Consider the following 22957-nt stretch of genomic DNA (forward strand, 5'->3'; position numbering starts at 1 on the left):
CTTCTCTCCACGGAGAGGGCTCCCGTGTGCGCCGTCCCCTGGAACGACTCAGGCCCCCTCGTGGGAGGGGGCCTGAGCAGTGAAGCTAGCTGGGTGACTGATGGGAATTGAACCCACGACAACCGGGACCACAACCCGGTGCTCTGCCAACTGAGCTACAGCCACCATGCTGCCGTCGCCCGGTCGATCGCCCCGGGCGGGGTGCGGACCAATAATAGCCACACTCCAACCACCCACGTCCACCGGGTTGCCCGCTCCCCCGTGTGGCAGTCACAGACACCCCCGGTGTTAGGAAGGGCCCCTTCCTATACACCAGGCGTTAACAAGGTGCCCTTCCTTCGCCCGTCGGTTAGAGCTCGGCGGCGATCGCCTTCGCCGTGTCGACGTCGGGGCCGGGCAGCGGGACGAAGATCGTGCGCCGGTAGTACTCCAACTCCCGGATGCTCTCCCGGATGTCCGCGAGCGCCCGGTGCGCCAGGCCCTTCTGCGGCTGGCCGAAGTAGACCCGTGGGTACCAGCGGCGGCACAGCTCCTTGATCGACGAGACGTCGATCATGCGGTAGTGCAGGTGCGCGTCGAGGCGGGGCATGTCCCGGGCGATGAAGCCACGGTCGGTGGCGATCGAGTTGCCACACAGCGGCGCGGTACGCGGGTCCTTGACGAAGCTCCTGACGTACTCCAGCACCAGGTCCTCGGCCTCGGCGAGGGTGACAGCCGAGCGGCGGACCTCCTCGGTGAGGCCGGATTTGGCGTGCATCGTCTGGACGATCTCCGGCATCGCCTCCAACGCGGCCTCGTCGGCGTGGATCACCACGTCGACACCGTCACCCAGCACGTTGAGGTCGGGATCGGTGACCAGTGCCGCAACCTCGATCAGTTTGTCCCTGCCGAGGTCCAACCCGGTCATCTCACAGTCGATCCAGACGAGGAGATCAGCCACCGGCACAGCCTACGCGCAGCCCACACCCCGCGGCTGCGGGCTCTCGGCCGGGCGGACCGCTAGGGTTTCTCAAGTGCCAGCCGATCCGATAGCGCCACCCGCCGTCACCGACGACGATCCCGGCGGTCGTGCGGTGCGCCGGCTGGTCGCGGTTGTGGCGCTGCTGGCCGTGCTGCCGGCGCTCTACCTGCCCGGCCTGGTGCACAACTTCTTCGACCTGAAGATCTACATGTCGGCGATGGACTGGTGGACGACGGGCCATCCGCTCTACGACTACGTCCAGCCGGACCGGGTGCAGGGCGCGCTGTACTTCACCTATCCGCCGTTCAGCGCATTGTTGCTGTGGCCGTTCGGTCTGCTGCGGCTCGGCGTCACCGTGACGATCTTCACGGTGTTCACAGTTCTGGCGGTGGTGCTGACCACCCGGTGGCTGGTGCTGCCGGTGATCGCCCGGCACGGCCTGCCACGGACGTTCACACTGGTCGTGGCTGTGCTGCTGGTGCTGGCCGTGGAGAGCACCCGCGAGACGATCACCTTCGGGCAGATCAACATGTTGCTCGTCGTGCTGATCCTGGGCGACCTGCTGTTCGCCGTTCCGCAGGCGCGGCGCTGGGCCGGGGTCGGGGTGGGGCTGGCGACGGCGCTCAAGCTCTTCCCGGGAATCTTCATCGTGTACCTGCTGGCCACCCGGAGGTGGCGGGCCGCAGTGGTGGCGAGCGCGACCGCGGCGGCGGCGACGCTGCTCGCGGCGGCCATCGCCCCGAGCGACTCGTGGCGGTTCTGGACCCAGGAGTTGTGGGACACCGAGCGCGTGGGCCGCACCGACTACGTCGGCAACCAGTCGCTGTTCGGCCTGCTCAGTCGGTTCACCGCGCCGGAGAAACCCGACCGGGTGCTGTGGCTGCTGCTGGTGGCCGTGGTGGTCGGCTACGGGCTGTGGCGGGCAGCCCGCGCCGCGCGCGCCGGTGACCTGCTGACGGGTCTGACCCTTACCGGGTTGGTGGGCGCCCTGGTCAGCCCGATCACCTGGACCCACCACATCTACTGGTTCGTGCCGGCGATGGTGCTGCTCGTCGACGTGGCGCTCAGCGCCGACCGGCCGGACGAGTCACGTCGGCGCTGGTGGTCGGCCGCGCTCGCGCTGGGCACCACCGCTGTGATCACCTACGGGGTGGTGACCTTCCAGAAATGGGGCACGGACCCGGTCCGCACCCATGATCCGGTGGATTTCGTCACGCAGAACAGCTACGTGCTGCTCTGCCTGCTCCTGCTGGCAGCCCTGCCGATCCGATCGAGCCGGATCACCGAAAAATCGCATCAAATGGACAGAGTTCCCCGGTAGCCACGATCACGGCTAATCTGGTCTCATCTACCTCAAGCGTCGCTCGGGTAGCACCGATCCCCCGGTGAGAGCGGCCCTCCGCGTCGGCAGCGCGGAGGGCCGCTCGCCGTCTCGTCCACCACCACCGGCTGGGCCGTCGGCTCCGCCGCCGCGGGTGGCCAGGCCAGGCTCAACGTCACCTCGGGCGGGCGGGGCTGCCCGGACGCCTCGTCCAGGTCGCCGAGCGTGGCCGGTCGGCGGGCGGGCTCGGCGCCGATGGCCGAGCGGGGTCGCTCCCCCGAGCCGACCGGAGCGAGCTGCCGCACCGCAGGCATCGGCGCCGCGGCCCCGGGATCCCGGACGCCGAGGCCACTCAGCGAAGTGACCCCGAGCCGGCCGGCCAGCACCGGCACCTGGTCCGGTTCGACGACGAAGACCACCTCGCGGGGGCGCTGCGGTCGCAGCAGGAGCAGCACCGCGCCCACCACCAGCAGCACCCCGAGGGCGAGCAGACCCCACGTCGCCGGGCCGGTCCAGGTCGCCCGCAACTCCGCCCGCAGGTCCAGGGCGAGGTCGGCACCGCCGTCCGGGCGCATCACCACAAGACTCATCGGCTCACCGGCCAGGTCGCCGGCGGCCCACTCCAGCGAGCCGATCCCCTCGCGTACCCAGAAGGGGCGGCCCAACGGGCTGGCCGTCTCGGCGGCCGCCGGTGCGACGGACGGACCGGCCGGGTCCAGTCGGACCGGCAGCGGACCCCGGGCCAGCGCGACGCGGCGGACCGTGGCGTGCGGCACCGGCTCCAGCCAGCGACGCACCTCCGCCGTGGGTGCCAGGCCGATGAACGCCGGGCCGCCGGGGGTACGCGCGTCCACCCGCAGTCGGGTCTGGGCGGTACGCGCGAACGGCACCTCCTGCCGCAGCAGCCGGTCGAGGTCGCCGACGACGACGGCGTGCCCGGGTGTGCGGACCGTCTCGAACCGGGCCGTGAAGGCTCCGCCGGGATCGGCGTGCCGGGTCACCAGCCAGAGCCCACCACCGACGAGGAGCGCCGGAATCCCGATGACCAACAGCAGCACTCCGGCGATCCCCCGCACGAAACGCATTCGCACCGTCCCCCTCCGTAGCCAGATACCCGGCCGACCTTACCGACGTAGGCCGCCTGATCAGCGGATATCCACGGCACGGCCGGTTCCGGTCCGCCAGGAACGCGCTGGCCCGCCGGAAGGGAACTCCGGCGGGCCAGCGGGTGAGCGACGGGTCAGGACCGGGCAGCAGGCTCCCGGCGGGTCCGGACGAACGCCAGGCCGCCGAGCACCAGGCCGGCGAGGCCTGCGACGAGACCGGCGACGCCGATGCCGATCGCGGCGCCCTCGCCCTCGTCGTCATCGTCGGATGCGACGGCCGCCGCGGCGGGCGCGGCCGAAGCAGAGGCCGACGCTGACGCCGCCGGGGTGAGGGTGAGCACCGGCGCCGGGCTGTCCGGCTCCTCGCCGCCCGGCTGCGGCTCGTCGATCCACCGCGACACGTTGCCGTCCGAGTAGGTCTGGAGCGTCTTGAAGACCATCGACTCGACCTTGGGCAGCGGGCCCATCGAGACCGGGAACTCCTGGAACTGGCCGGGCTTCACCCCCGCGTCACCGGTCGCCGTCCAAGTGATCTTGGAAACGGCCTCGGTGAGCTGGCTGCCGTGCACCTCGATCGGCGGGTCCACCTTGCGCTTCTCGGTCGCCACCGTCCAGCCGGGCACCGGCATCGTCGACACCGACCCGACCGGCGCGTTCTCCGGCAGCACGACCTCCAGCTTGGTGGTCGACGCGGTGTCGCTCTCGTTCGGCACCCGGAACGCCACCCGGGCGTAGCCGCCCTGGGTCGCGTCCTTCGGGTTCACAGTGACGTGGGCGGACGCCGACCCGGCGAAGCCGAACACGGCGGTGGCGGCGGCGGTGAGCGCCAGGGCGGCAGCGGCGGTTGCGGTACGCCGGAGACGGGTCATGGGCTTGGTGGACCTCTCTAACGGATGGGCACGGTGGCGGTCACCGTGGCCTGGTCGATGTCGGACGTACGGACGGTGATCTTCAGTTGCCAGTCGCCTGCGGCCGGCATGTTGATGTCGCCGTAGGCGTGGTTGTCCGTCAGCGGCAGCAGCGGGACCTCGATCGGCTCGACGCCCGCCGAAGGCAGCGCCGCGGTCGCCCGCCACTCCACAACCGGCTGCGGACGGTTGTCCTTGGTGTACGCGTACAGGTGCATCGAGTTGTTGCCCCGCTCGGCCGGGTCCAGCTCGACCTGGAGGGTGAACAGCGAGCTGGACAGCGTGGCCGTGAAGAACCCGGCCTGGGTGCCGGACGGCTCGGCGACGGCAGTGCGGGCGGGCGTGGTCTGCACAAGGGTCGCCGACAGGCCCAGCACCACGACCGTCACTACCAGCTCCACCAGGACGGCCCGACGCACCGGCACCGGTCGCTGCGCCGCCGTGCGTCGGCGCACCAACTGCCGGGAGTACGCGGCCACGGCGATCACCACAGCGAACAGCCCGACCTTGGCCAGCAGCAGGCGCCCGTACGTGGTGGCGAACAGGGCCTCCAGGTTGCCGACCTCGATCAGCGCCTGGACGATGCCGCCCAGCAGCAGCGCCGAAACGGCGAGCGCCGCCCAGCGCGACCAGATCGGCAGGATTGCGCCCAACTCCCGCTCGTCGGCCTGCCGCAGCAGGAAGACGACGAGCATCAGCAGGCCGCCCAGCCAGACCGCCATGCTGCCCAGGTGCACAGCGTCGACCACCACGGAGACCGCCGGCGCCGGTGAGGCCGCCGCGTGCCCGGCCAGCGGCCAGGTCAACAGGGCTGCCCCGCCCAGCACCGCCAGGATGATCGCATCGGCCCGGCCGACCGGTCGGGCCAGCAGCGGCCGCAGCAGGAACGCCGACGCCGCGAGCAGACCGAGCCGCACCAGGTGAGCGGCACCGAATGTGCTGCCCAACACACTGGAGAACCCCTCACCGGTCACCTCGAACAGCCCACCTCCAGCGGTGTAGGGCACCTGCAACCACAGGTCGGCGACGGTGGCCACGGCGACCAGACCGAGACCGGTCCACGCCAGCCGCGACGGCCCCCGCCGGGACAGCCGGCTCGGCCACAGCGCGGCGAGCACCAGCACCGGCCCGACCAGCAGCACCAGACCGGCGTAGCCGAGGAACCGGGCCACCTTCACGGCGGTGCTCACCACCGGGTCGGCGCGGCTGTCGTCCCCGGCGTCGACAGGCGCCGCCGACGGCGCGCCCACCGAGTAGGTGAAGGCGCCGGAGACCGGGTGGCTGTCGGCGGAGATCACCCGGAAACTCACCAGGTAGGTGCCGCGCTCACCGCTCGGGTCCACCGGGATCGTCACCACACCGCCGTCGAAGGACGGCTCACCCCTGTCGGCCCGGGAGCCGTCGGGCGCGACGACCCGGATCTTGCCGGGAACCTTGCGGACCGCCTCGCTGAACGTGAGCACCACCTCGGCCGGCCCGCTGGGCACCACCGACGAGGCGGCCGGGCTGGTGCGGGACAGCACCGCGTGGGCGCTGGCCGGACTGGCGGGCACGATCAACAGGGCGACGACGGTGACCAGGAGGCCGGCGGCGGCAGTCAGCCGGGCGATCCAGCGGCGGGGGGCGACAGTCATGACGGTCATGGTCGCCGACGGACCGGGTGATCGGCGACCCGAGGCAGGCAGGTGGCTCAACTGTGCTCAGCCACCAGCGCCGCGCGTACGGAATCGCGTGTCATGCGCAGGTAGTCGGCGTCCGGAGGGAAAAAGTTCCCGACGTGTCGCAGACCATCCATGGGTCGAAGGACCCTGGCACTACGCCGGGTGCCGCGTAACCTGGTTTGTCGTGAGCCCCGTCGCGCGTGACTTCGGTGTCGGTCCGGCCGGTGACGTCGTCCGGGACGAGGCCACCGAGTGGGCGCTGACCGCCCGCCACGGCGACCCGGCGGCCCAGGCCGCGTTCGTCCGGCTGACCCAGGCCGAGGTCTGGCGCTTCGCCGCCGCCCTGGTGAGCCCGGACAGCGCCGACGACCTCACCCAGGAGACGTACCTGCGGGCATTCCGGGCCCTGCCGGCGTTCGAGGGTCGCTCCACCGCCCGCACCTGGCTGCTCGGCATCGCCCGGCGGGCCTGCGCCGACCACCTCCGCACAGTCGTCCGCCGCCGCCGGCTCGACGAACGCCTGGCCGGCAACGCGCACACCGACCACCCGCATCCGGACCCGGCCGGGCAACTCGGGGCCACCGACCTCGTGCGCCGGTTGAGCCCCGAGCGACGCGCGGCGTTCGTGCTCACCCAACTGCACGGCCTGTCGTACGCCGAGGCCGCCGCGGTCGAAGGTGTGCCAGTGGGCACCATCCGCTCCCGGGTCGCCCGGGCCCGAGACGAACTCGTCCAGGCGGTCGGCGACGCCCTCGCCGGCTGAGCCGGAACTTCCGGCGGAGACGGAACGACAAATGACCGTGACAGCACCCACCACCCCGGCCAGCCGCTGGTCACTCGTGCGGCAGTGGCTCGGCCTCGCGGTCCGGCTCGGCCTCGCCGCAGTCTGGTTGGTGGCCGGCGCGTCGAAGGTCGGCGACCTGGCCGCCTCCGGCCGGGCCGTGAACGCCTACCAGGTGATGCCGTACGACGTGGCGACAGTGATCGGCGCCGCACTGCCCTTCGTCGAGCTGGCCCTGGGCGTGCTGCTGCTGCTCGGGCTGGCCACCCGGCTCAGCGCGACGATCTCCGCCGTGCTGCTGCTGGTCTTCATCGCGGGCATCGCGTCGGCGTGGTCGCGGGGTCTGGCCATCGACTGCGGCTGCTTCGGCAGCGGTGGGCAGCTCGCCGAGGGACAGGCACCCAGTTACCTCCCGGAGATCCTGCGGGACCTGGGATTCTTGGTACTGGCCGGATTTCTGCTGATCTGGCCGCGTACGCCCGTCTCGGTGGACGGGTGGCTGTCCGCCGAACCGGCCGTGGAGGACGAGGATGAGTAGTCGCAAGGGGCAGCGGGACGCGGCCCGTGTGGTCCGCCAGCAACTGGCCCGTGAGCGTCGACGTCGCCGCACCATCTGGGTCTCCGCCGCCGCCGTCGCGGTGCTGATCATCGCCGGCCTGATCGGCTGGGCAGCCTGGTCCAGCCAACGGTCCGACGACTTCACCACCCCGCCCGGCGCCAACGCCGACGGCACCGGCATCGTCACCGGCGGCGGCCCGGTGACCATCGACGTCTACGAGGACTTCCTCTGCCCGGCCTGCAACCAGTTCGAGCAGACCAGCGGGCCCACCCTGGAACAGTTGGCAGCCGAGAACAAGGCGAAGGTGGTCTACCACCCCGTCGCCTACCTCAACCGCTTCTCCACCACCGCGTACTCCACCCGCTCGTCGGCCGCCTCCGGCTGCGCCGCCGCCGGCGGCAAGTTCCACGAGTACGCCAAGGCGCTCTACGCCAAGCAGCCAGCGGAGGGCGGCGCCGGGCTCAGCGACGACGAACTGATCGACATCGGCACCTCCGTGGGCCTCGACCGGGCCTCGTTCGGCGACTGCGTCAAGGAGGGCACGTACAAGACGTGGACCGAGCACGTCACCGAGGAGGCCAGCCGCGACAACATCACCAGTACACCGACCATCCTGATCAACGGCCAGCCGCTCGCCGACCGCAGCCCGCAGGGCCTCACCGCAGCCGTGGCGGCGGCCGGCAAGTGATCCGTACCCTGCTGGCCCGCGCCGGCCTGGTCGCCACCGCCGCCTGCGCGGTGACCCTGCTGACGGCGGCGCCCGCCGCCGCGCACGGCGCGGACGCCCCGGACGGCAGCGACTACCGCACCCGCGTCACAGACGTCACGCCCGCCCGGCCCGGCCTGGAGGTACGGGTCATCGAGGCGGGCGCCCGACTGGAGCTGACAAACCGCACCGGCCGCCCGATCGAGGTGATCGGCTACTCCGGTGAGCCGTACCTGCGGATCGGCCCCGACGGCGTCTACGAGAACACCCGCTCCCCCGCCACGTACCTCAACCGCACCCTCGCCGGGGACACCACCCTTCCCGCAGACGCGGACCCGGCCGCCCCGCCGTCCTGGCGCCGCGTCGACGACGGCAGCACAGTGCGCTGGCACGACCAGCGGGCGCTCTGGCAGGAGTCGGCACCACCGGCCGCCGTACGCGCCGCGCCCGACCGCGAACACCGCGTCCGGGACTGGACGATCCCGCTACGCGACGGTGCCGAGCCAGCGCGGATCAGCGGCACGCTGGACTGGGTGCCGCCGCCGGACGCGTACACCTGGTGGACGGTGACAATCGTGGGGGCGCTCGCGGTGGGGGCGCTCGGCCTGCTCGCCGCCGCCGCGCCGGCCGGCACGCGGGCTCTTGCCGCGCTGGGCGTGCTGCTGATCGTCGGCGGCACCGTCGCCGTGGTCTACCCGGTGGGGCGAGAACTGGACGCCGGCGCCCAGGGCGTGGGTGGCGTGCTCCTCGGGCTGCTGGGCGGGCAGTTGTGGTCGCTGCTCACCGGCCTCGGCGCGCTCGCCGCAGGCGCGTACGCGCTGGCCCGCCGCCCGGCCGCCGACTTCACGGTGGCGCTTGCCGGAGCCTGCCTGGCCCTCTTTGCCGGGGTGGGCAACGCAGCGGTGTTCGCCCGGTCCGTCGCCCCGGTGCCCTGGCCACCCGAGATCGCTCGCGTGCTGGTGGCAGTCGTGCTGGTCACGGGAGCCGGCGCGACCGCCGCCGGCGTCCTCCGCCTACACGCAGCCTCCCGAACCCCAACCCCAACCCCAACCGAAACCCGCACCTAGCGCCACGCCCGGCACCGCCCCGCCCGTGCCGCCCCCGCACCTCACCGCCCCGCGATCTTGCAGTTGCTGCCGCCGTATTCGCCGCGAAAGCCTCATACCGGCGACACAGAGTGCAAGATCGCGGGAGCGGGGTGGGGCGCGGGAGTGAGGGGTGGGAGTGAGGGGCGCTAGGGGCGCGGGGTGGGGGTGAAGCCGTGGGGGAGTTCCAGGCGGTGGCGGGCCAGCAGGGCCGGGTCGGTCAGCAGGTCCACGGTTGGGGCGTCGGCGACTATCCGGCCACCGTCCAGGATCACCGAGCGTTCGCACAGTTCCGCCGCGTAGGGCAGGTCGTGGGTGACCATCAGCAGGGTCACCGGGAGGCCCCGCAGGATCTCGGCCAGTTCCCGCCGGGCGGCCGGATCCAGGTTCGACGACGGCTCATCCAGCACCAGGATCTCCGGGTGCATGGCGAGCACTGTCGCCACCGCCACCCGGCGGCGCTGCCCGAACGACAGGTGCTGCGGCGTCCGGTCCCGGTGCTCGCTCATCCCGACGGCCGCGAGCGCATCGTCCACCCGGGCTGTCAGCTCAGCCCCGCGCAGGCCCAGATTGGCCGGCCCGAACGCCACATCCTCCGCCACCGTCGGCAGGAAGAGCTGGTCGTCCGGGTCCTGGAAGACGATGCCCACCCGGCGGCGCACCTCGGACAGGGTGGCCCGGTCCGGAGTGACGGTCAGCCCGCCGACGCTCACGCTGCCCTGCGTCGGGGTGAGGATGCCGTTGAGGTGCAGCACCAACGTCGTCTTGCCGGCGCCGTTGGGTCCCAACAGCGCCACCCGGTCGCCGCGCGGCACAGTCAGGTCCACGCCGTGCAGGGCCACATGCCCATCCGGGTACGCGTACCGGACGCCACGAACGTCCAGCGAGACAGCGGTCTGCACGACTCCGATCATGTCAGCACGACGGCGGCGGCGGCGATGGAGGCCGCCACCACCGGCACCGTCGCCGCGACAAGCCACTGGCCGGCGGTCGCCGCACCCTCGCCCTGCCACACGGCGGGCATCCGCCCCGTGTACCCCCGGGACAGCATCGCCAGGTAGACCCGCTCACCACGTTCGAACGCGCGCAGGAACAACGCCCCGATCCCGGCGGCGAACCCGCGCAACTGCCACAGGAAACGTGGGTCGTCACCCCGCGAGATGCGGGCCACCCGCATCCGCCGCGCCTCACCGACGAGCACGTCCAGGTAGCGCAGCATGAACGTGGCGATCTGCGTGAGCACCTGCGGACAGTGCAGCCGGTCCAACCCGACGATCAGGTCCCGGGTGGTGGTGGTCGCGGCCAGCAACAGCGAGACGAGGACACCCAAGGTGCCCTTGGCCAGGATGTTCCACGCCCCGTACAGCCCGTCCTCGGACAACCGCAGCCCCAGCACCTCGACCCGCTCGCCGGCACCGAGGAACGGCAGCGCCACGGCGAACAGCACGAACGGCAACTCGATCAACGCCCGGCTGAGCAGCCAGCCCGGACCCACCCGGGCCAGCGCCGCCACCACCACTACCAGCAGGGCGTACGCGCCGAACGCCCAGAACGCCTCGCGTGGGGTGGCCACCACGGCGATCGTGAACACCACCATCGCCGCGATCTTGACCTCGGGCGGGAGCCGGTGCACAGGCGAGTCCGACTCGCGGTACAGCACGTGCCCGTGACCGGCGCCCATCCGCGTACCCCCTGATCAGCCGGCGGTGCCGGCGCGGTGCCGACCGTCGTCGGCTGCCGCGTCGTCTGTAGCCGGCGCCTCGCCGGTGGCCGGCGTGGTGCCCGCAGCCGACGTGTGGCCCGCGGGCTGCGCGGTGCCCCGGCGGCGCAGCAGCCAGAAGCCACCAGCGCCGATCGCGAACGTCACAAGCACCCCGAGCACCCCGGACAGGCCCGTCGAGACGAAGCTGTTCTCCACGCCCCGCACGCCGTAGTCGGCGAACGGGCTGTCGCCAAGCTCGTGGTCCCGGGCCTGCTGCGCCGGGCAGCTGCCGCCGACGATGTTGTCGTCGGCGTCGACGGTGCAGCCCTTGAGCAGGGAGGAGTCCAACCCGTCCGGATGCGACGAGGCGTAGTTGCTCACGACCCCGGCCAACAGCAGGGCGACCAGCAGGCCGCCGGCCAGAAACGCCCAGGTTCGGTTCTTCATCGAACACCTCCGACGACCGGGACGGTGGGGGCGACGGGGGTGCGCAACGAGCGCAGCGCGTAGACCAGGTCGGGTCGCACCTTCGCCACTGTCAGCACGGTGGTCGCGGTGATCAGGCCCTCGCCGATGCCGATCAGCAGGTGGACGCCGGCCATCGTGCCGGCCAGGCCGGCGAGGTTGCCGCCCAGATCGGTGGTGCCGCCCAGCCAGTACTGGAGGACGAAGCCCTGCGACGCCACCACCACGCTGACGAGCGCCGCGACGAACGCCGTCACGGCAAGGCCGGCGCGCGTCCTCGGCAGCACCCGCAGCAGCACCGAGATCAGCAGGTACGCCGCGGCGGTGCCGAGCAGCGCCATGTTCGTGATGTTGAGACCGAGCATCGCCACGCCGCCGTCACCGAAGATCAATGCCTGTACGACGAGTACCACCGCCACACAGAGCGCACCGACCCACGGCCCGACAAGCATCGCGGCGAGCGCGCCACCGAGCAGGTGACCACTCACCCCGGCCGTGAAGATCGGAAAGTTGAGCATCTGCACGGCGAAGATGAACGCCGCCACCAGGCCCGCCATCGGGGCGAGCCGGTCGTCCAGATCCCGCCGACCGCGCAGGACGCAGACGGTGAGCGCGCCGAGCGCCAGCGCCGCGAAGATCGCTGCCACCGGACCGTCGATGATCCCGTTCGAGATGTGCATCGCCAGTGTTTCCACGCGACCTCCCACGCGTCAGCGGGCCCGATCCGGGCCGGCGTAGGTCAGCCTATTTCCCGGGACTTGCTGTTGCCATAGTTTGGCAACAATGGATGGCCCTCATCACCATCAGCGCCCGCGAGGCGGTGCTGACGACGACGCATCTCCCGGCGGTAGGGTCAGGCCATGACCGCGCCCGACCGCCTCTCCCCCGGTGACCCCGCGCCCGAGTTCACCCTCCCCACCGACACCGGCGCCCAGCTCTCCCTTGCCGAGCTGCGCGGCCGCAATGTGGTCCTGTACGCCTACCCGGCCGCCATGACCCCCGGCTGCACCAAGCAGGCCTGCGACTTCCGCGACTCACTCGCCTCCCTCCAGGCCGCCGGCTACGAGGTGGTCGGCATCTCCCCCGACAAGCCGGCGAAGCTCGCGAAGTTCCGCGAGCGCGACGCCATCACCTTCCCGCTCGTGTCGGACGAGGACAAGGCAGTGCTCACCGCGTACGGGGCGTACGGCGAGAAGCAGCTGTACGGCAAGACCGTGACCGGGGTGATCCGCTCGACATTCGTCATCGACGCCGACGGCAAGATCGAACGCGCGCTCTACAACGTCAAGGCCACCGGGCACGTCGCCAAGCTGCGCCGCGACCTCGGCCTGGACTGACCTGTCACACCGGGCCGCTACCGTGCGTCAGTGGTCCGATACAAGTACACGCCCGAGGCGCTCGCCGAGGCAGCCGCCGCCGCGCGCAACATCACGGAGGTGATGCGGCTGCTCGGCGTACGCGTCAGCGGCGGCTCGCACGCGCACATCAGCCGCCAGCTCAAGCGCTTCGGCATCGACACGTCGCACTTCACCGGCAACACGGGCCTGCGAGGCGTGCGGCGCACCACATCGTCACAGCTCCTGGTCGAGCTGCCCGAGGGCTCCCGCCGGACGCCGGGGACGCGATTGAAGTGGGCCCTGAGCACACTCGGCGTGCCCGAGGAGTGCGAAGAGTGCGGGACCGGGCCGGTCTGGCGGGGCGTGCCGCTGACCCTGCACGTCGACCACATCAACGGCGACTTCCTTGACAACCGGCCACCGAACCTGCGGCTGCTCTGTCCGAACTGTCACAGCCAGACCGCGACCTACGCCGGCCGGGGCAAACGAGCTGACGATCTCACCGTTCCCGTGCGCGCGGCGGCCGGTGGCGAGGATTCCTCCCCCGAGACGGCCGGTTCCCATCGTCGCCCGACGTCGCGGGCGGAACTCGTCGAGCTGTTCGCCCGGATCGACGCGCAGCAGATCACGGCCCTGGCAGCGGCCCAGCACCTGGGCTGTCACCCGGCGTCCCTGCACAAAATGCGGCGGGCACTTGAGCAGGAGGGCCTGCTGACACCGCGACTGAATCGCCGCTGGCGTTCGCTGGCACACCGCGACACGGTGATAGAACACGCGCTGGCGAATCCGGACGTCGGGCCGAAACGACTGTCGGAGATCCTCCGCGACCTGCCCGACGGACAATGCACGCTGAGTCACGGCTCGATCTCGGCCATCCTCAGAGAGGCTGGGCTCAACACCGTCGAAGCCAGACGCTTTAGAATCAGCACGTTGGCGGGAGTGGCGTAACGGCAGCCGCGCAGGTCTTAGGAACCTGTATCCGAAAGGATGTGGGGGTTCGAATCCCCTCTCCCGCACCATCTGCCAGCGCGTTCACGGGCTGCGCACGCTGTCGGCCGGGTCACAACCCCGGGCCGATCGTGCGACTGACCAGCCAGGATTGGCGCCGTGAGTCTGCGTTTCGTCCTCGACCCCGACCTGTCCCCACGGCTACGCGACGAGATCGTCGCCCTCTGGGTGGACGTCACAAACGCCGGTGGCGCGGTCGGCTTCGTGCCGCCGGTCACCGCCACCGACGTCCGTACGATCGCCGACCCGACCTTCGCCGGCATCGCCGGCGGGCCGGACCGGCTGCTGGCCGGGTACGACGGCGACCGACTCGTGGCGGTGCTTGTCTTCTGCGACAACCGGTTCCCGCTCAAGGCGCATTGGTGCGTGCTGAAGCGGGTGATGGTCCACCCGGACACTCAGGGCACGGGCTACGGGTCGGCGCTGATGCGTGAGGCCGCGCGGCTGGGGCGGGAGTTGGGTCACGAGGCGCTGCACGTGACGGTGCGTGACGGACTGGGTCTGGACGGGTTCTACCGCCGTCTCGGTTACCGGGAGATCGGCCGGTTGCCGGGCGCGCTGCGGGTGGCGCCAGGAGACGACCGGGACGAGATCCTCATGTGGCTCGACCTGACCCCGACCGACTGACCGCTCAGCCACCCCGACCGCCAGTCGGTCAGCCACACCCAGCCCAGCCGACTGACCGCTCAGCCACACCAGCGGGCGGTGGGCCTTGGCGGGCGGGTGGAGGGCGTTCCGGCGACCGAGGCGTTCGCCTGCGCCACCTCCGCCGGCCGGCGCGCGGGTGTCGGCGTGGACGCTGGTCGGGTGGTGGCCGGGCGGGCCGACGCGGGCGGTCGCGCTGTCGCGCGCGCGGTGCCGGGCTCGTACATCCGCACGACGCTGGTCTGCACCTGGCCGGGTGTCATTCGGATGCCGGACACGGTGACCTGGTGTCCGTACACGTCGCTGACCCGCACGCTGAACGGGCCGGGACCGGCACCGGAGGCCAGCAGCCAGTAGTTGTAGTCCTCCCGGGCGGTCGCCCGCCACGGGCCTGTCGTGCCCTGGCGCACCTCGACGGCGCGCAGCGGGTTGCCGTGGTTGCCGATCCGGATGGCGAACCAGAACCGCGACGCGCCTTCCTTGATCCGGAAGGTGAGCGGGCTGGGCAGCGGCGGGTTGACCACGGCACGGTAGGTGATCGGGACGAGGCCCTGGACCGGGTCGGCGATGCGGGCGAACGCCTCCCGGGAAAGGTCGAGGTGCCCGGTCTCGCACTCCGGGCACTGATCCATGATCAGGACGCGGACGGTGCCCTTCGGGCCGGTGACGTCGAGGAAGCCGCCGCAGGCGGCACCGGCGGCGTACTCGCTCGGGCCGAGCGCCACGTAGAGCCGGTTGGCCGGGACGGCCGGGTTCGAGCAGTTGCCGCCCCCACCGTTGGAGTCGTAGAAGGTCGCTTTGCCGCTGTGGGTGGCGGTGCCGGTGGGTGGTGCGGCGGCGAGGGTCCGGCCGGCGGCGCAGGCGGGGGTGGAGCCGGAGCGCAGGGCGAGGGTGAGCCCGAGCGCCGCCGCGAGCACTGTGACGCCGGTGGCGACGAGCCAGGGCAGCGGGCCGGGCGTGGATGTCGGCGGGTTGTCCGGGGCACGGTCCACGTCGAGTTCGATGTCGACGTCGGTGCTGCCGACGCCGCCGGGAGCGCTTCCGTCGGTCACGTCGGCGATGCTGCCGGACCCGCGGGCGGGCGAACAAGCCGGCTAAGCGAAAGCTAAGACAGCATCGACGGACGGTGACCGGCGCGTTCCTTCTGGAGGCCGGCGGTCAGCGTGGCCAGGCTCTGCAACTCGCCCGCCAGGCCCGGCCGGGTCCGCAGGACGTCCTCCAGGCGGGCCCGCCACAGCCCGGTCTCGACCGACGCGCGGGTGCCGTCGGGGTCGTGCCGGAGTTGGTCGCGGGTCCGTTCGAGCGACTCCTGGCAGGTCGGCCCGAGCAGGTCACCTACCTGAACGCTGAGCCAGTCGAACAGGTCTCCGTCGCGTGTCGCGCCGACGAGCACCCGGGCCGCTTCCCATGCCACCCGGGGCTGATGCAGGGCCACCATGGCGTCACCTCCAGATTCGACAATCATCGATCGGGGCCGCAGGCGCGGCAATACCTGGCCGGTCAGGGTTCGATGACGATGGGATCGCCGACGTGCAGGGCCGCTGTCGACAGGCACCAGGTGCAGTCCGAAGAGGAGCTTCTGCCTGATGTTGCGGTGGCGGCCGAGGGTGCGCAGGGGTTCCTTCGTGCGTACCCCGGTTTCCTGGTCTGTGGTGGTGACCACGCAGCGGTCGCACGGCCCGGCGGCGCGCAACAGCAGGTCACCGATGCGCAGCGATCGGCCGGCCCAGTCGTCCTCGGCCCACGCCGGCGCTCCGTCGACCACCAGGTTGGGCCGGAACCGGGCCATTGGCACCGCCTGCTCGCCGGCCTCGGCGAGCCATCCGTTGAGGGCGTCGAGGGAGGCGGAGTTGGCAAGCAGCAGCGGGTAGGCGTCGGCGAAGCTGACCTGGTCGCCGGTGTCGTGGTCGCGTTCGTCGACGGCGAGGTGCCGGGCCGGTCGGGCCAGCCAGACGAGCCGGACGGGCCGGTGGAGCAGTTCGCCGAGCCAGGCGTCGGCCGCCGGGCCGGCGGGTAGCGCGGGCACCGGGATCTTGCGGTGACGGAAGGTGCGGACCGGTACCGGGTCGCCGCCTGTCGGCTCTGGCACGTCGAGGTCGGGCTGCCCGTCGGCGCGCAGCGTCAGGCCGCCTGGGCGCACTGTGGCGCGCAGGCCGACCAGCCGGGTGGTCTCTCGTTGGGTGACGCCGACGCCGGCGGCGTCCACCACCATCCAGCGCCGGTCGCCGGCCAGGCCCCAGGGCTGCACGAGCGCGCCGTCGTGGTCGAGGCGGTGACAGCCCTTGACGGGGTACGTGTGGATCGAGGTCAACCGCACCCGGCTACCATGCCACGCCGATGCCGTCGCCGGGGTACCAGTGGTTGGCGGGGCTCTCCCGGTAGGCGAGGAACCGGCGGCCGGTGCGTTCGGCGTGCTCGGCGAGCACGTTGGTGCTTGTGACGTTGTCGGTGAGCAGGATCGCGCCGGGTGCGAGCTTCGGTTCGATCGCGTCGAACTCGCGCTTCTCGTGGGCGCGGCTGTGGTCGCTGTCGTGCAGGAACAGGTCGACGGGGCGGTCCAGCGCGCCGATCGAGGCGATCGAGTCGCCGATGACCAGGTCGACGACGTCGGACCAGGGTTCGCTGCGGGCCAGGTAGCCGGCTTCGGGGTTGATGTCCAGCGAGGTGACGCGGCCCGGGTGGCCCTCCTGGGCGTTGCGCAGCAGGGCGGCGGCCAGCACGCAGGTGCCGAGTCCCTTGTCGACGCCCGTCTCGACGATGTGCGTGGGACGGGTGGCTCGGACGATGGCGTACCAGCCGATCCGGCGGGCGTAGCGGACCTGCCGGTCGGCCAGGCCGCGTCGGGCGGCGCCCGCGGTGGTCCGCTCGATGTGCTGACGCAGCACCTGATCGGACTCGATCTCGCCGAGCCATTCGCGGACCTGAGTGACCGGTCGGTCACAGACCACGCTCACGAACCAGGCCAGGTGGTTGCGGCTCAGCTTGGTCAACTCGTACGTGTAGTTGTGATGTTCACGGGAGGTGACAAGCCACCGGGCCGAGACGCGCAGCACCTTGGCGTCGTGGCGGGCGACACGGGCGAGCCGCTTGGGGAACGCGGCGACCGGGGCGAGGGGCGTGCGGGCGATGGCCCGTCGGAGCTTCGTTGCGTCCACGGCTGGTTCATACCAGGTTCGCGCCACCGTGTGTCGGAAAACTATTCAGTCGTCATGCGGACCGCGCTGGCAGTGACAGGGGTACCAGGTCGTAACGCGAAATCAGTAGCATCGCGCCTATGCAGTATCGCCAGGAGTACGCGGAGCCCGAGACGGAGTTCATCGCGGCGCAGTCACCATCGGAACCCACGACGGAGGCGCCGCCGAAGCGCCGTCGCCGGTGGCGGAAGGTCGTTCTGATCACCTTCGTGGTCCTGGCGTTGCTCGCCGGCAGCGGCATGGTCGCCGGAGGGCTCTACTTCCGTTCCATCAATTCGGGGATCGAGCGCGTCGACGCGTTCGGCAACGTGCCCGAGGCCGAACGACCGCAGGTGGCCGAGAAGGCCAAGGGCGCGATGAACATCCTCATCCTCGGCAGTGACACGCGTGACCCGGAGAACACCGGCGGTTCCCGCACCGACACCATCATCCTCGCGCACCTGCCGAAAGACCGGTCCAGCGCGCAGCTCATCTCGATTCCCCGGGACACGTGGGTGCCGGTGCCGCGCTCGAAGGAGGGCCGGGGCGGTCGGGACGCGAAGATCAACGCATCGTTCGCGTGGGGTGGCATTCCGTTGATGGTGCAGACGGTGGAGAAGTTCACAGGCGTACGCATCGACCACGTGACGATGGTGGACTTCGCCGGTTTCAAGGAGATCGTCGACGCGCTCGGTGGCATCGACATCACTGTGGAGAAGGGGTTCACCTCGACGCACTCGCTGAACCCGGACAGCCGACGGACGTTCAAGGCCGGCACCCAGACGTTCGACGGCGCGGCCGCGCTCGACTACGCCCGCGAGCGGTACGCCTTCGCGGACGGCGACTTCAGCCGGATCAAGCACCAGCAGCAGGTCATCAAGGCGATCCTCGACAAGGCGGCCTCCGGTGGCACCTTGGCCAACCCCGGGAAGTTGAACTCGTTCGTCCGGGCCACCGCCAACGCCGTCGCGGTGGACGAGTCGATGTCGCTGGTGGATCTGGCGATGGAGTTGCGGCACCTGCGCAGCGGCCAGCTCGGCTTCTACACCTGCCCCACAAAGGGCACCGGCATGATGGGCACCGAGAGCGTGGTGCTCGCCGATGTCGCGAAGGCCCGCACGCTGTTCGACGCGGTACGACGCGACTCGGTCGACGAGATCACCGCAAACCAGCCCAGCTCCTGACCGACAGGGCGCAGTTGGATTCATCCAAACGGCCCTGTTGACTGATGCGATGTGGTCATATTCTGCCTTCGCCCCGGCAGACATTCGTGTCGCCGTGGCACCACGGGGAGGGACACACATTGATGTCGAGCGAATCGACATCGACAAAGCTCGCTGAGAACGCGCCTGAACGCGCGCTCTCGGCGGACCACGTCGACAAACATCAGGGCCCGACGGCCGTCGACCAGAAACCGGATCTCGACACCACGACGGTCCTGCCGTACGCCAGTTCGCGTACGTCGAAACGCACGAACCCGCTGCGCGCGTGGATGCTCGCCGTACCGGTCGATCTGGCCGCTCTCCTGGCGCCGCTTCTGGTCAACGACCAACGCTACTGGCGCGGCACCCTGGCCATGGCCTGCGTGACCGTGGTGATCTTCGCGGTTGGCGGCCTGTACCGGCCACGGCGGCATCTGAGCATCCTCGACGAGCTGCCGAGCCTGAGCGGGCGTCTGCTGGCCTCCGCCTCCATCATCGCGATCATCGCCGCGACCCGGCACGACTCCGCCACATACCTGGCGGGCTTCATGCACGGCGTCGCACTATCCGTCGTGCTCGTCATCCTGGGTCGGGCACTGACCCGGACCCTCGTCATGACGGCCCGGCGACGGCGCTGGGTGGAGCACAACGCGATAGTGATCGGAGGTGGGCCGATCGGAGTCGAACTGGCCCGCCTGCTGCGCCGCTACCCCCAGTACGGGCTCCGCTACGTTGGCTGTGTCGACACAGTGCCGCGTGGCGCCGGGATCCAGCTCGCCGGCAGCCTCGACGACCTGGAGTACCTGGTCCGTCTCCAGCGCTGCGACGTGCTGATCCTCGCGGACCCGGCCAGCTCCGAGTCGACGGTGATGGAGGTGCTCCGCCGGCCGCTCAGCGCTGCCTGCGACCTGTGGGCTGTTCCCCGGTTGTGGGGCTCCCGCTCGGCAGCGGGTAACCCGGACCACATCGGCGCCATCCCGATCGTGAAGATCGGCGACACCACGCTCTCCGGCCCGCGGTGGGCGCTCAAGCGCGCGTTCGACGTGGCCTTCGCGTCGCTGTCCCTGGTGGTGCTCAGCCCGGTGATGCTGCTCTGCGCCATCGCCGTGCTGCTGGAGAGCGGCGGCCGCGGCGGCATCTTCTTCCACCAGGAGCGGATCGGCAGGCACGGCAATCCCTTCCAGGTCATCAAGTTCCGGTCGATGCGCCCGGTCAACGAGCACGAGTCGCAGACGAACTGGTCGATCGCCCACGACAAGCGGGTCGGCCCGGTGGGGCGGCTGCTGCGACGTACCTCCCTGGACGAGCTTCCCCAGTTGTGGAACATCGTGCGCGGTGACATGAGCGTGGTGGGTCCGCGGCCGGAACGTCCGTACTTTGTGGAGAAGTTCTCGGCGGAATACCCGACGTACGCGATGCGGCACCGGGTGCCCGTGGGTCTCACCGGGCTCGCGCAGGTCAGCGGCCTGCGCGGGGACACGCCGATCTCCGACCGCGCCCGGTTCGACAACTACTACATCGAGAACTGGTCGCCCTGGCTGGACGTCAAGGTGCTGCTACGGACCGTGGCGGAGGTGTTCCGGGCCGGCGGTCGCTGACGAGCGGAACCCCGCCCGGCCGCAGCACCGGCTTCTGACGCGACGGCGTGGCGTGGGATCATCGTCCGTCCACGGTGTCACGGGGAGGGAACGGACTCATGGCCCACGAGGACAGCGCGGACCGACCGGGTGGTCGGGCTGTCAGCCGTCGCTCGGCGTTGTTCCGGGGCGGTGCTGTCGCTGCGGGCGTGGGCACTGCGGCTCTGGGCGGTGCGGCGGCCGCCAACGGGCTCTCGTCCCTGGGTGACGGCCGGGTGGTGAACGTCCGCGACCACGGTGCGACGGGTGACGGCGCTGCCGACGACACCGACGCGCTCCAGGCTGCGATCGACGCCGTACGCCCCACCGGTGGGATCGTGTTCCTGCCGCCCGGCGTCTACCTGACGCGGCGTCTGACACTGCGATCCCGGGTGCACCTGCGCGGCTCCGGCGGCGATGCGACAGTCCTGCGGCTGCGGGCGGGCGCGAACTCGGCGATCCTCGAGTCGGAGGGCTTCGCCCGTCTGACGGGCACCCGCTCCGACGCGGGCATCACCCTGTTCAGCATCCGCGACCTCACCCTCGACGGCAACAAGGAGCAGAACCCTGCCGGCGGCTACGGGCTGCGGGTGTACGGGTACGGCTACGAGATCACCGAGGTGATCATCTTCAACTGCCGCAACGACGGCATCTTCAGCGAGTGGGGTCCGACGGCCGCTCTGGCCGCGCCCTCGCACCAGATGGAGGCCCGGCTCACCGCCGTACGGGCACACGACAACGACGGGCACGGCATCGCCTTCCAGGGCCCGCACGACTCGATGTTCCTCAACTGCGTGGCCTTCGAGAACGCGGGCGCGGGGTTCCGGGTCGCCGGCGACTCGACGGGTACGCAGATGGTGAACTGCCACGCGTGGGGCATCCGGCAGGACGTGGCGTTCGACCTCGCGGCAACGAGCGTCGGCTGCGTCAACTGCTACGCCGACCTGAACGGCGGTGTGGGCGTACGCATCTCGCGCAGCGACTGCCGCTGGGTGGGCGGGTTCGTCCTGGGCTACAACGAGTCGCACCCGAACCCGGAGATCGGCGTGCAGTTCGCCCCGGGAACGCAGCCGGACGAGCCGTCCGGATGCGTCGTCGACAGCAGGGTCGTCAACTGTGGGACCGCCGCCGTCGACTTCGGCGCCGACCGTGGCCTGTCAAACGTCCGGGTCAGCATGTTCCAGCCGGGTGCCCTCGCGGACGGCGGCGGCCGCATCGCGGGCACCGGTCGCGGCTGGATCGGCAACCCGGCGTCGTCGACCCAGGTGGAGATCGTGCAGGGGCTCGGCGACGCCGACCGCAACCTCGTCGTACGTCCCGCGTTCGACCTGCGGTCGCAGCCCACCCCCGACCGTCCGTCGGGTGGGAGCGTGCGTGTCTTCGCCCGCGAGGTCAACGGCCGGACCCAACTGTGCGCGATCTTTCCGAGCGGCGCCGTCCAGGTCATGGCCACCGAACCCTGACCGTACGTCAGACCGGGGCCGAGGATGCCGTCGCTCGTGTCGCCCGGTGGGCGCCGACGTGCCCGGGTGGGCGCGCGTCCGCCGACGTCGACTCGGCCGGTGTCTGTCGCATCCGCCCGAGGAACCACACCACCACAAGCGCCTCGCAGAGCAACAGTTGGAGCACGAGGTCGGACACGTCGGCCGCCCAGACGAGCGCCACGGCAACCCCTGCGAACGCGATGATCCGCGATCCGATGGCGGAGGCCAGGTAGCGACGCGGACGGGCCCAGGTCATGTGGCGGACGGACAGCCAGGTGGAGACCGCGAGCAGCAGCTTGTAGAGGCAGTAGCCAGCGATCGCCGCGGCGCCCACGGCGGCCAGGTCGGGGGCGAGCAACCGGCGTACCTGTTCGCTGGCGAGGACCACCACCGACACGCCGAGCCACGCCACGAGGGTCAACCCGCGGGTCACTGTGCGCCAGCGTGCCGTCCGGCCGGCCACGATGTCCTCGCGGGTGCTGGCCGAGAGCACCACGTGGAACGGGCCGAATACGAGATCCAGCGCCCGCAGCACCACCACTGCTGTCTGCCCCGCCGCGGCGCCCGCCACCGACGGCAACGCGATCGTGTACGCCAGATCGGCAAGAGCCGCCACGCAGTAGACCGAGCCGACCGACAGGCTCTGCCGGGCACCTGGCCGGATCGTGCCGACCGAGGCGACCCGGGATCGCAGCGTCACCCAGGCCAGCACGGCGAGCTGCGCGGGCACGGCGGCGATGTCCACCCGCACGTCGGCAGAGAGGAGGAGCACACCGCTCACCAGGGTCCCGAGGGCGGTGAGCTGAGGGATGAGGTTGGCGCTGCCTGGGGATCGGGTACGCGCGCAGGCCCAGAACATCGCCTCCACCGGCAGTTGGAGGAGCACCGGGGCGACCACGCACAACCGGTCGGTGATGCTGCTGTCCGGCAGCGCAACGGAGACCGACAGGAAGGCCACGGCGGCGACCGGCAGCGCCACCAGGGCGGACACACGTCGAGCCCAGCTCTCCAGACGCCAGTCGTCGGGGACGACTCCCGCCGACAGCGGCCGGCCGACAAGCGCCTCCATCAGCGTGTACGGGATGGCGAGCAACGTGCCGAGTAGCGCGACGAGTGCCAGCCGGTCGTTGTCGGCCCACGACGCGTAGAGGAACAGCGCCACGCTTGACAGCCGGGTGAGCGCCTGCACGGAGATCTGCGACCGTTGCAGACGCAGCACCGTGGTGGAGAGCATGCG

General features: G+C 71.1%; 22 protein-coding genes, 2 tRNA genes and 1 pseudogene. 12 read left to right on the top strand and 13 right to left on the bottom strand.

Annotated elements, in window-relative coordinates:
• Positions 1-92: 92 nt before the first annotated feature.
• Positions 93-165, bottom strand: a tRNA-His gene (locus ADK66_RS14380).
• A gap of 184 nt (positions 166-349) precedes the next feature.
• A complete protein-coding gene (gene orn, locus ADK66_RS14385; protein WP_082377447.1) occupies positions 350-946 on the bottom strand; it encodes an oligoribonuclease in 597 nt (198 codons plus the stop codon).
• Between the two features lie 67 nt (positions 947-1013).
• Here orn and ADK66_RS14390 point away from each other — a divergent pair, with 67 nt between their 5' ends.
• Positions 1014-2282, top strand: a complete 1269-nt coding sequence (locus tag ADK66_RS14390; RefSeq protein ID WP_053655551.1) for a glycosyltransferase family 87 protein — start codon at positions 1014-1016, stop codon at positions 2280-2282.
• Between the two features lie 32 nt (positions 2283-2314).
• Here ADK66_RS14390 and ADK66_RS32710 read toward each other — a convergent pair whose 3' ends face one another.
• The 3 genes from ADK66_RS32710 to ADK66_RS14405 all read right to left on the bottom strand — a co-directional run bounded on the left by ADK66_RS32710 (position 2315) and on the right by ADK66_RS14405 (position 5939).
• Entirely contained in the window at positions 2315-3367 is a 1053-nt protein-coding gene (locus ADK66_RS32710) for a hypothetical protein (protein ID WP_369814796.1), read from the bottom strand.
• A 155-nt stretch (positions 3368-3522) separates the two neighbouring features.
• Positions 3523-4257, bottom strand: a complete 735-nt coding sequence (locus tag ADK66_RS14400; RefSeq protein WP_053655552.1) for a YcnI family protein — start codon at positions 4255-4257, stop codon at positions 3523-3525.
• Positions 4258-4274: 17 nt separating this feature from the next.
• Positions 4275-5939, bottom strand: coding sequence for a copper resistance CopC/CopD family protein (locus tag ADK66_RS14405; protein ID WP_053655553.1), 1665 nt, complete (start codon positions 5937-5939; stop codon positions 4275-4277).
• A gap of 202 nt (positions 5940-6141) precedes the next feature.
• On the opposite strand from ADK66_RS14405, the gene ADK66_RS14410 reads away from it, so the two are divergent.
• The 4 genes from ADK66_RS14410 to ADK66_RS14425 are packed head-to-tail and all read left to right on the top strand — an operon-like array spanning position 6142 to position 9070.
• On the top strand, positions 6142-6720 hold the full coding sequence (locus tag ADK66_RS14410; RefSeq protein WP_053655554.1) for a sigma-70 family RNA polymerase sigma factor: 579 nt from the start codon (positions 6142-6144) through the stop codon (positions 6718-6720).
• A 31-nt stretch (positions 6721-6751) separates the two neighbouring features.
• Positions 6752-7276, top strand: a complete 525-nt coding sequence (locus tag ADK66_RS14415; protein ID WP_053655555.1) for a MauE/DoxX family redox-associated membrane protein — start codon at positions 6752-6754, stop codon at positions 7274-7276.
• Positions 7269-7985 (top strand): thioredoxin domain-containing protein, encoded by a 717-nt coding sequence (locus ADK66_RS14420; protein ID WP_053655556.1) that lies wholly within the window; start codon positions 7269-7271, stop codon positions 7983-7985. The genes ADK66_RS14415 and ADK66_RS14420 overlap by 8 nt, the downstream gene beginning before the upstream one ends.
• Entirely contained in the window at positions 7982-9070 is a 1089-nt protein-coding gene (locus ADK66_RS14425; protein ID WP_053655557.1) for a hypothetical protein, read from the top strand. Before ADK66_RS14420 ends, ADK66_RS14425 begins: the two co-directional genes overlap by 4 nt.
• A gap of 167 nt (positions 9071-9237) precedes the next feature.
• Here the strand turns inward: ADK66_RS14425 and ADK66_RS14430 are convergent, their stop codons facing one another.
• Genes ADK66_RS14430 through ADK66_RS14445 form a run of 4 tightly spaced genes read right to left on the bottom strand, consistent with a single transcriptional unit; the run spans position 9238 to position 11950 of the window.
• A complete protein-coding gene (locus ADK66_RS14430) occupies positions 9238-10002 on the bottom strand; it encodes an energy-coupling factor ABC transporter ATP-binding protein (protein WP_053655558.1) in 765 nt (254 codons plus the stop codon).
• Complete coding sequence (gene cbiQ / locus ADK66_RS14435) at positions 9999-10769, bottom strand: cobalt ECF transporter T component CbiQ (protein WP_053655559.1); 771 nt, start codon at positions 10767-10769, stop codon at positions 9999-10001. Before cbiQ ends, ADK66_RS14430 begins: the two co-directional genes overlap by 4 nt.
• Positions 10770-10784: 15 nt before the next feature.
• Positions 10785-11237, bottom strand: a complete 453-nt coding sequence (locus tag ADK66_RS14440; RefSeq protein ID WP_053655560.1) for a PDGLE domain-containing protein — start codon at positions 11235-11237, stop codon at positions 10785-10787.
• A complete protein-coding gene (locus tag ADK66_RS14445) occupies positions 11234-11950 on the bottom strand; it encodes an energy-coupling factor ABC transporter permease (protein ID WP_053655561.1) in 717 nt (238 codons plus the stop codon). The genes ADK66_RS14440 and ADK66_RS14445 overlap by 4 nt, the downstream gene beginning before the upstream one ends.
• 165 nt (positions 11951-12115) lie before the next feature.
• Between ADK66_RS14445 and bcp the strand changes: the two genes are divergently transcribed.
• From bcp to ADK66_RS14465, 4 genes are all read left to right on the top strand, one after another.
• Complete coding sequence (gene bcp, locus ADK66_RS14450; protein ID WP_053655562.1) at positions 12116-12592, top strand: thioredoxin-dependent thiol peroxidase; 477 nt, start codon at positions 12116-12118, stop codon at positions 12590-12592.
• A 99-nt stretch (positions 12593-12691) separates the two neighbouring features.
• Positions 12692-13540: an HNH endonuclease signature motif containing protein gene (locus ADK66_RS31420; protein ID WP_157552480.1), complete on the top strand. Its 849-nt coding sequence runs from the start codon at positions 12692-12694 to the stop codon at positions 13538-13540.
• Positions 13526-13611 (top strand) — tRNA-Leu (locus ADK66_RS14460). The genes ADK66_RS31420 and ADK66_RS14460 overlap by 15 nt, the downstream gene beginning before the upstream one ends.
• Positions 13612-13699: 88 nt before the next feature.
• Positions 13700-14227, top strand: coding sequence for a GNAT family N-acetyltransferase (locus tag ADK66_RS14465; RefSeq protein ID WP_053655563.1), 528 nt, complete (start codon positions 13700-13702; stop codon positions 14225-14227).
• 59 nt (positions 14228-14286) lie between these two features.
• Here the strand turns inward: ADK66_RS14465 and ADK66_RS14470 are convergent, their stop codons facing one another.
• The 3 genes and pseudogenes from ADK66_RS14470 to ADK66_RS14485 form a co-directional block, all read right to left on the bottom strand.
• On the bottom strand, positions 14287-15297 hold the full coding sequence (locus ADK66_RS14470) for an expansin EXLX1 family cellulose-binding protein (RefSeq protein WP_053655564.1): 1011 nt from the start codon (positions 15295-15297) through the stop codon (positions 14287-14289).
• A 485-nt stretch (positions 15298-15782) separates the two neighbouring features.
• Positions 15783-16562 (bottom strand): annotated as a pseudogene (locus ADK66_RS14480) (MOSC domain-containing protein); the annotation flags it as partial.
• Between the two features lie 4 nt (positions 16563-16566).
• The gene (locus ADK66_RS14485) at positions 16567-17400 is read right to left on the bottom strand and encodes a class I SAM-dependent methyltransferase (RefSeq protein ID WP_053655566.1); all 834 of its coding nucleotides are present in this window, start codon (positions 17398-17400) and stop codon (positions 16567-16569) included.
• A gap of 119 nt (positions 17401-17519) precedes the next feature.
• On the opposite strand from ADK66_RS14485, the gene ADK66_RS14490 reads away from it, so the two are divergent.
• The 3 genes from ADK66_RS14490 to ADK66_RS14500 all read left to right on the top strand — a co-directional run bounded on the left by ADK66_RS14490 (position 17520) and on the right by ADK66_RS14500 (position 21699).
• Positions 17520-18602 (top strand): LCP family protein, encoded by a 1083-nt coding sequence (locus tag ADK66_RS14490; RefSeq protein ID WP_082377449.1) that lies wholly within the window; start codon positions 17520-17522, stop codon positions 18600-18602.
• 122 nt (positions 18603-18724) lie between these two features.
• A complete protein-coding gene (locus ADK66_RS14495; protein ID WP_082377450.1) occupies positions 18725-20218 on the top strand; it encodes a sugar transferase in 1494 nt (497 codons plus the stop codon).
• A gap of 98 nt (positions 20219-20316) precedes the next feature.
• Positions 20317-21699, top strand: a complete 1383-nt coding sequence (locus ADK66_RS14500) for a glycosyl hydrolase family 28-related protein (protein ID WP_053655567.1) — start codon at positions 20317-20319, stop codon at positions 21697-21699.
• Positions 21700-21706: 7 nt separating this feature from the next.
• On the opposite strand, the gene ADK66_RS14505 is transcribed toward ADK66_RS14500, so the two are convergent.
• Complete coding sequence (locus tag ADK66_RS14505) at positions 21707-22954, bottom strand: hypothetical protein (RefSeq protein WP_369814797.1); 1248 nt, start codon at positions 22952-22954, stop codon at positions 21707-21709.
• Between the last annotated feature and the right edge of the window lie 3 nt (positions 22955-22957).

This window comes from Micromonospora sp. NRRL B-16802, assembly GCF_001279555.1.
GTDB classification, from domain to species: domain Bacteria; phylum Actinomycetota; class Actinomycetes; order Mycobacteriales; family Micromonosporaceae; genus Micromonospora; species Micromonospora profundi.

What these genes read in the sequence shown, in the direction of transcription:
- ADK66_RS32710 (WP_369814796.1), bottom strand. Translation starts at nt 3,367, where the DNA reads ATGCGTTTCGTGCGGGGGATCGCCGGAGTGCTGCTGTTGGTCATCGGG.
- ADK66_RS14400 (WP_053655552.1), bottom strand. Translation starts at nt 4,257, where the DNA reads ATGACCCGTCTCCGGCGTACCGCAACCGCCGCTGCCGCCCTGGCGCTC.
- ADK66_RS14405 (WP_053655553.1), bottom strand. Translation starts at nt 5,939, where the DNA reads ATGACCGTCATGACTGTCGCCCCCCGCCGCTGGATCGCCCGGCTGACT.
- ADK66_RS14415 (WP_053655555.1), top strand. Translation starts at nt 6,752, where the DNA reads ATGACCGTGACAGCACCCACCACCCCGGCCAGCCGCTGGTCACTCGTG.
- ADK66_RS14420 (WP_053655556.1), top strand. Translation starts at nt 7,269, where the DNA reads ATGAGTAGTCGCAAGGGGCAGCGGGACGCGGCCCGTGTGGTCCGCCAG.
- ADK66_RS14430 (WP_053655558.1), bottom strand. Translation starts at nt 10,002, where the DNA reads ATGATCGGAGTCGTGCAGACCGCTGTCTCGCTGGACGTTCGTGGCGTC.
- cbiQ (WP_053655559.1), bottom strand. Translation starts at nt 10,769, where the DNA reads ATGGGCGCCGGTCACGGGCACGTGCTGTACCGCGAGTCGGACTCGCCT.
- ADK66_RS14440 (WP_053655560.1), bottom strand. Translation starts at nt 11,237, where the DNA reads ATGAAGAACCGAACCTGGGCGTTTCTGGCCGGCGGCCTGCTGGTCGCC.
- bcp (WP_053655562.1), top strand. Translation starts at nt 12,116, where the DNA reads ATGACCGCGCCCGACCGCCTCTCCCCCGGTGACCCCGCGCCCGAGTTC.
- ADK66_RS14490 (WP_082377449.1), top strand. Translation starts at nt 17,520, where the DNA reads ATGCAGTATCGCCAGGAGTACGCGGAGCCCGAGACGGAGTTCATCGCG.
- ADK66_RS14495 (WP_082377450.1), top strand. Translation starts at nt 18,725, where the DNA reads ATGTCGAGCGAATCGACATCGACAAAGCTCGCTGAGAACGCGCCTGAA.
- ADK66_RS14500 (WP_053655567.1), top strand. Translation starts at nt 20,317, where the DNA reads ATGGCCCACGAGGACAGCGCGGACCGACCGGGTGGTCGGGCTGTCAGC.
- ADK66_RS14505 (WP_369814797.1), bottom strand. Translation starts at nt 22,954, where the DNA reads ATGCTCTCCACCACGGTGCTGCGTCTGCAACGGTCGCAGATCTCCGTG.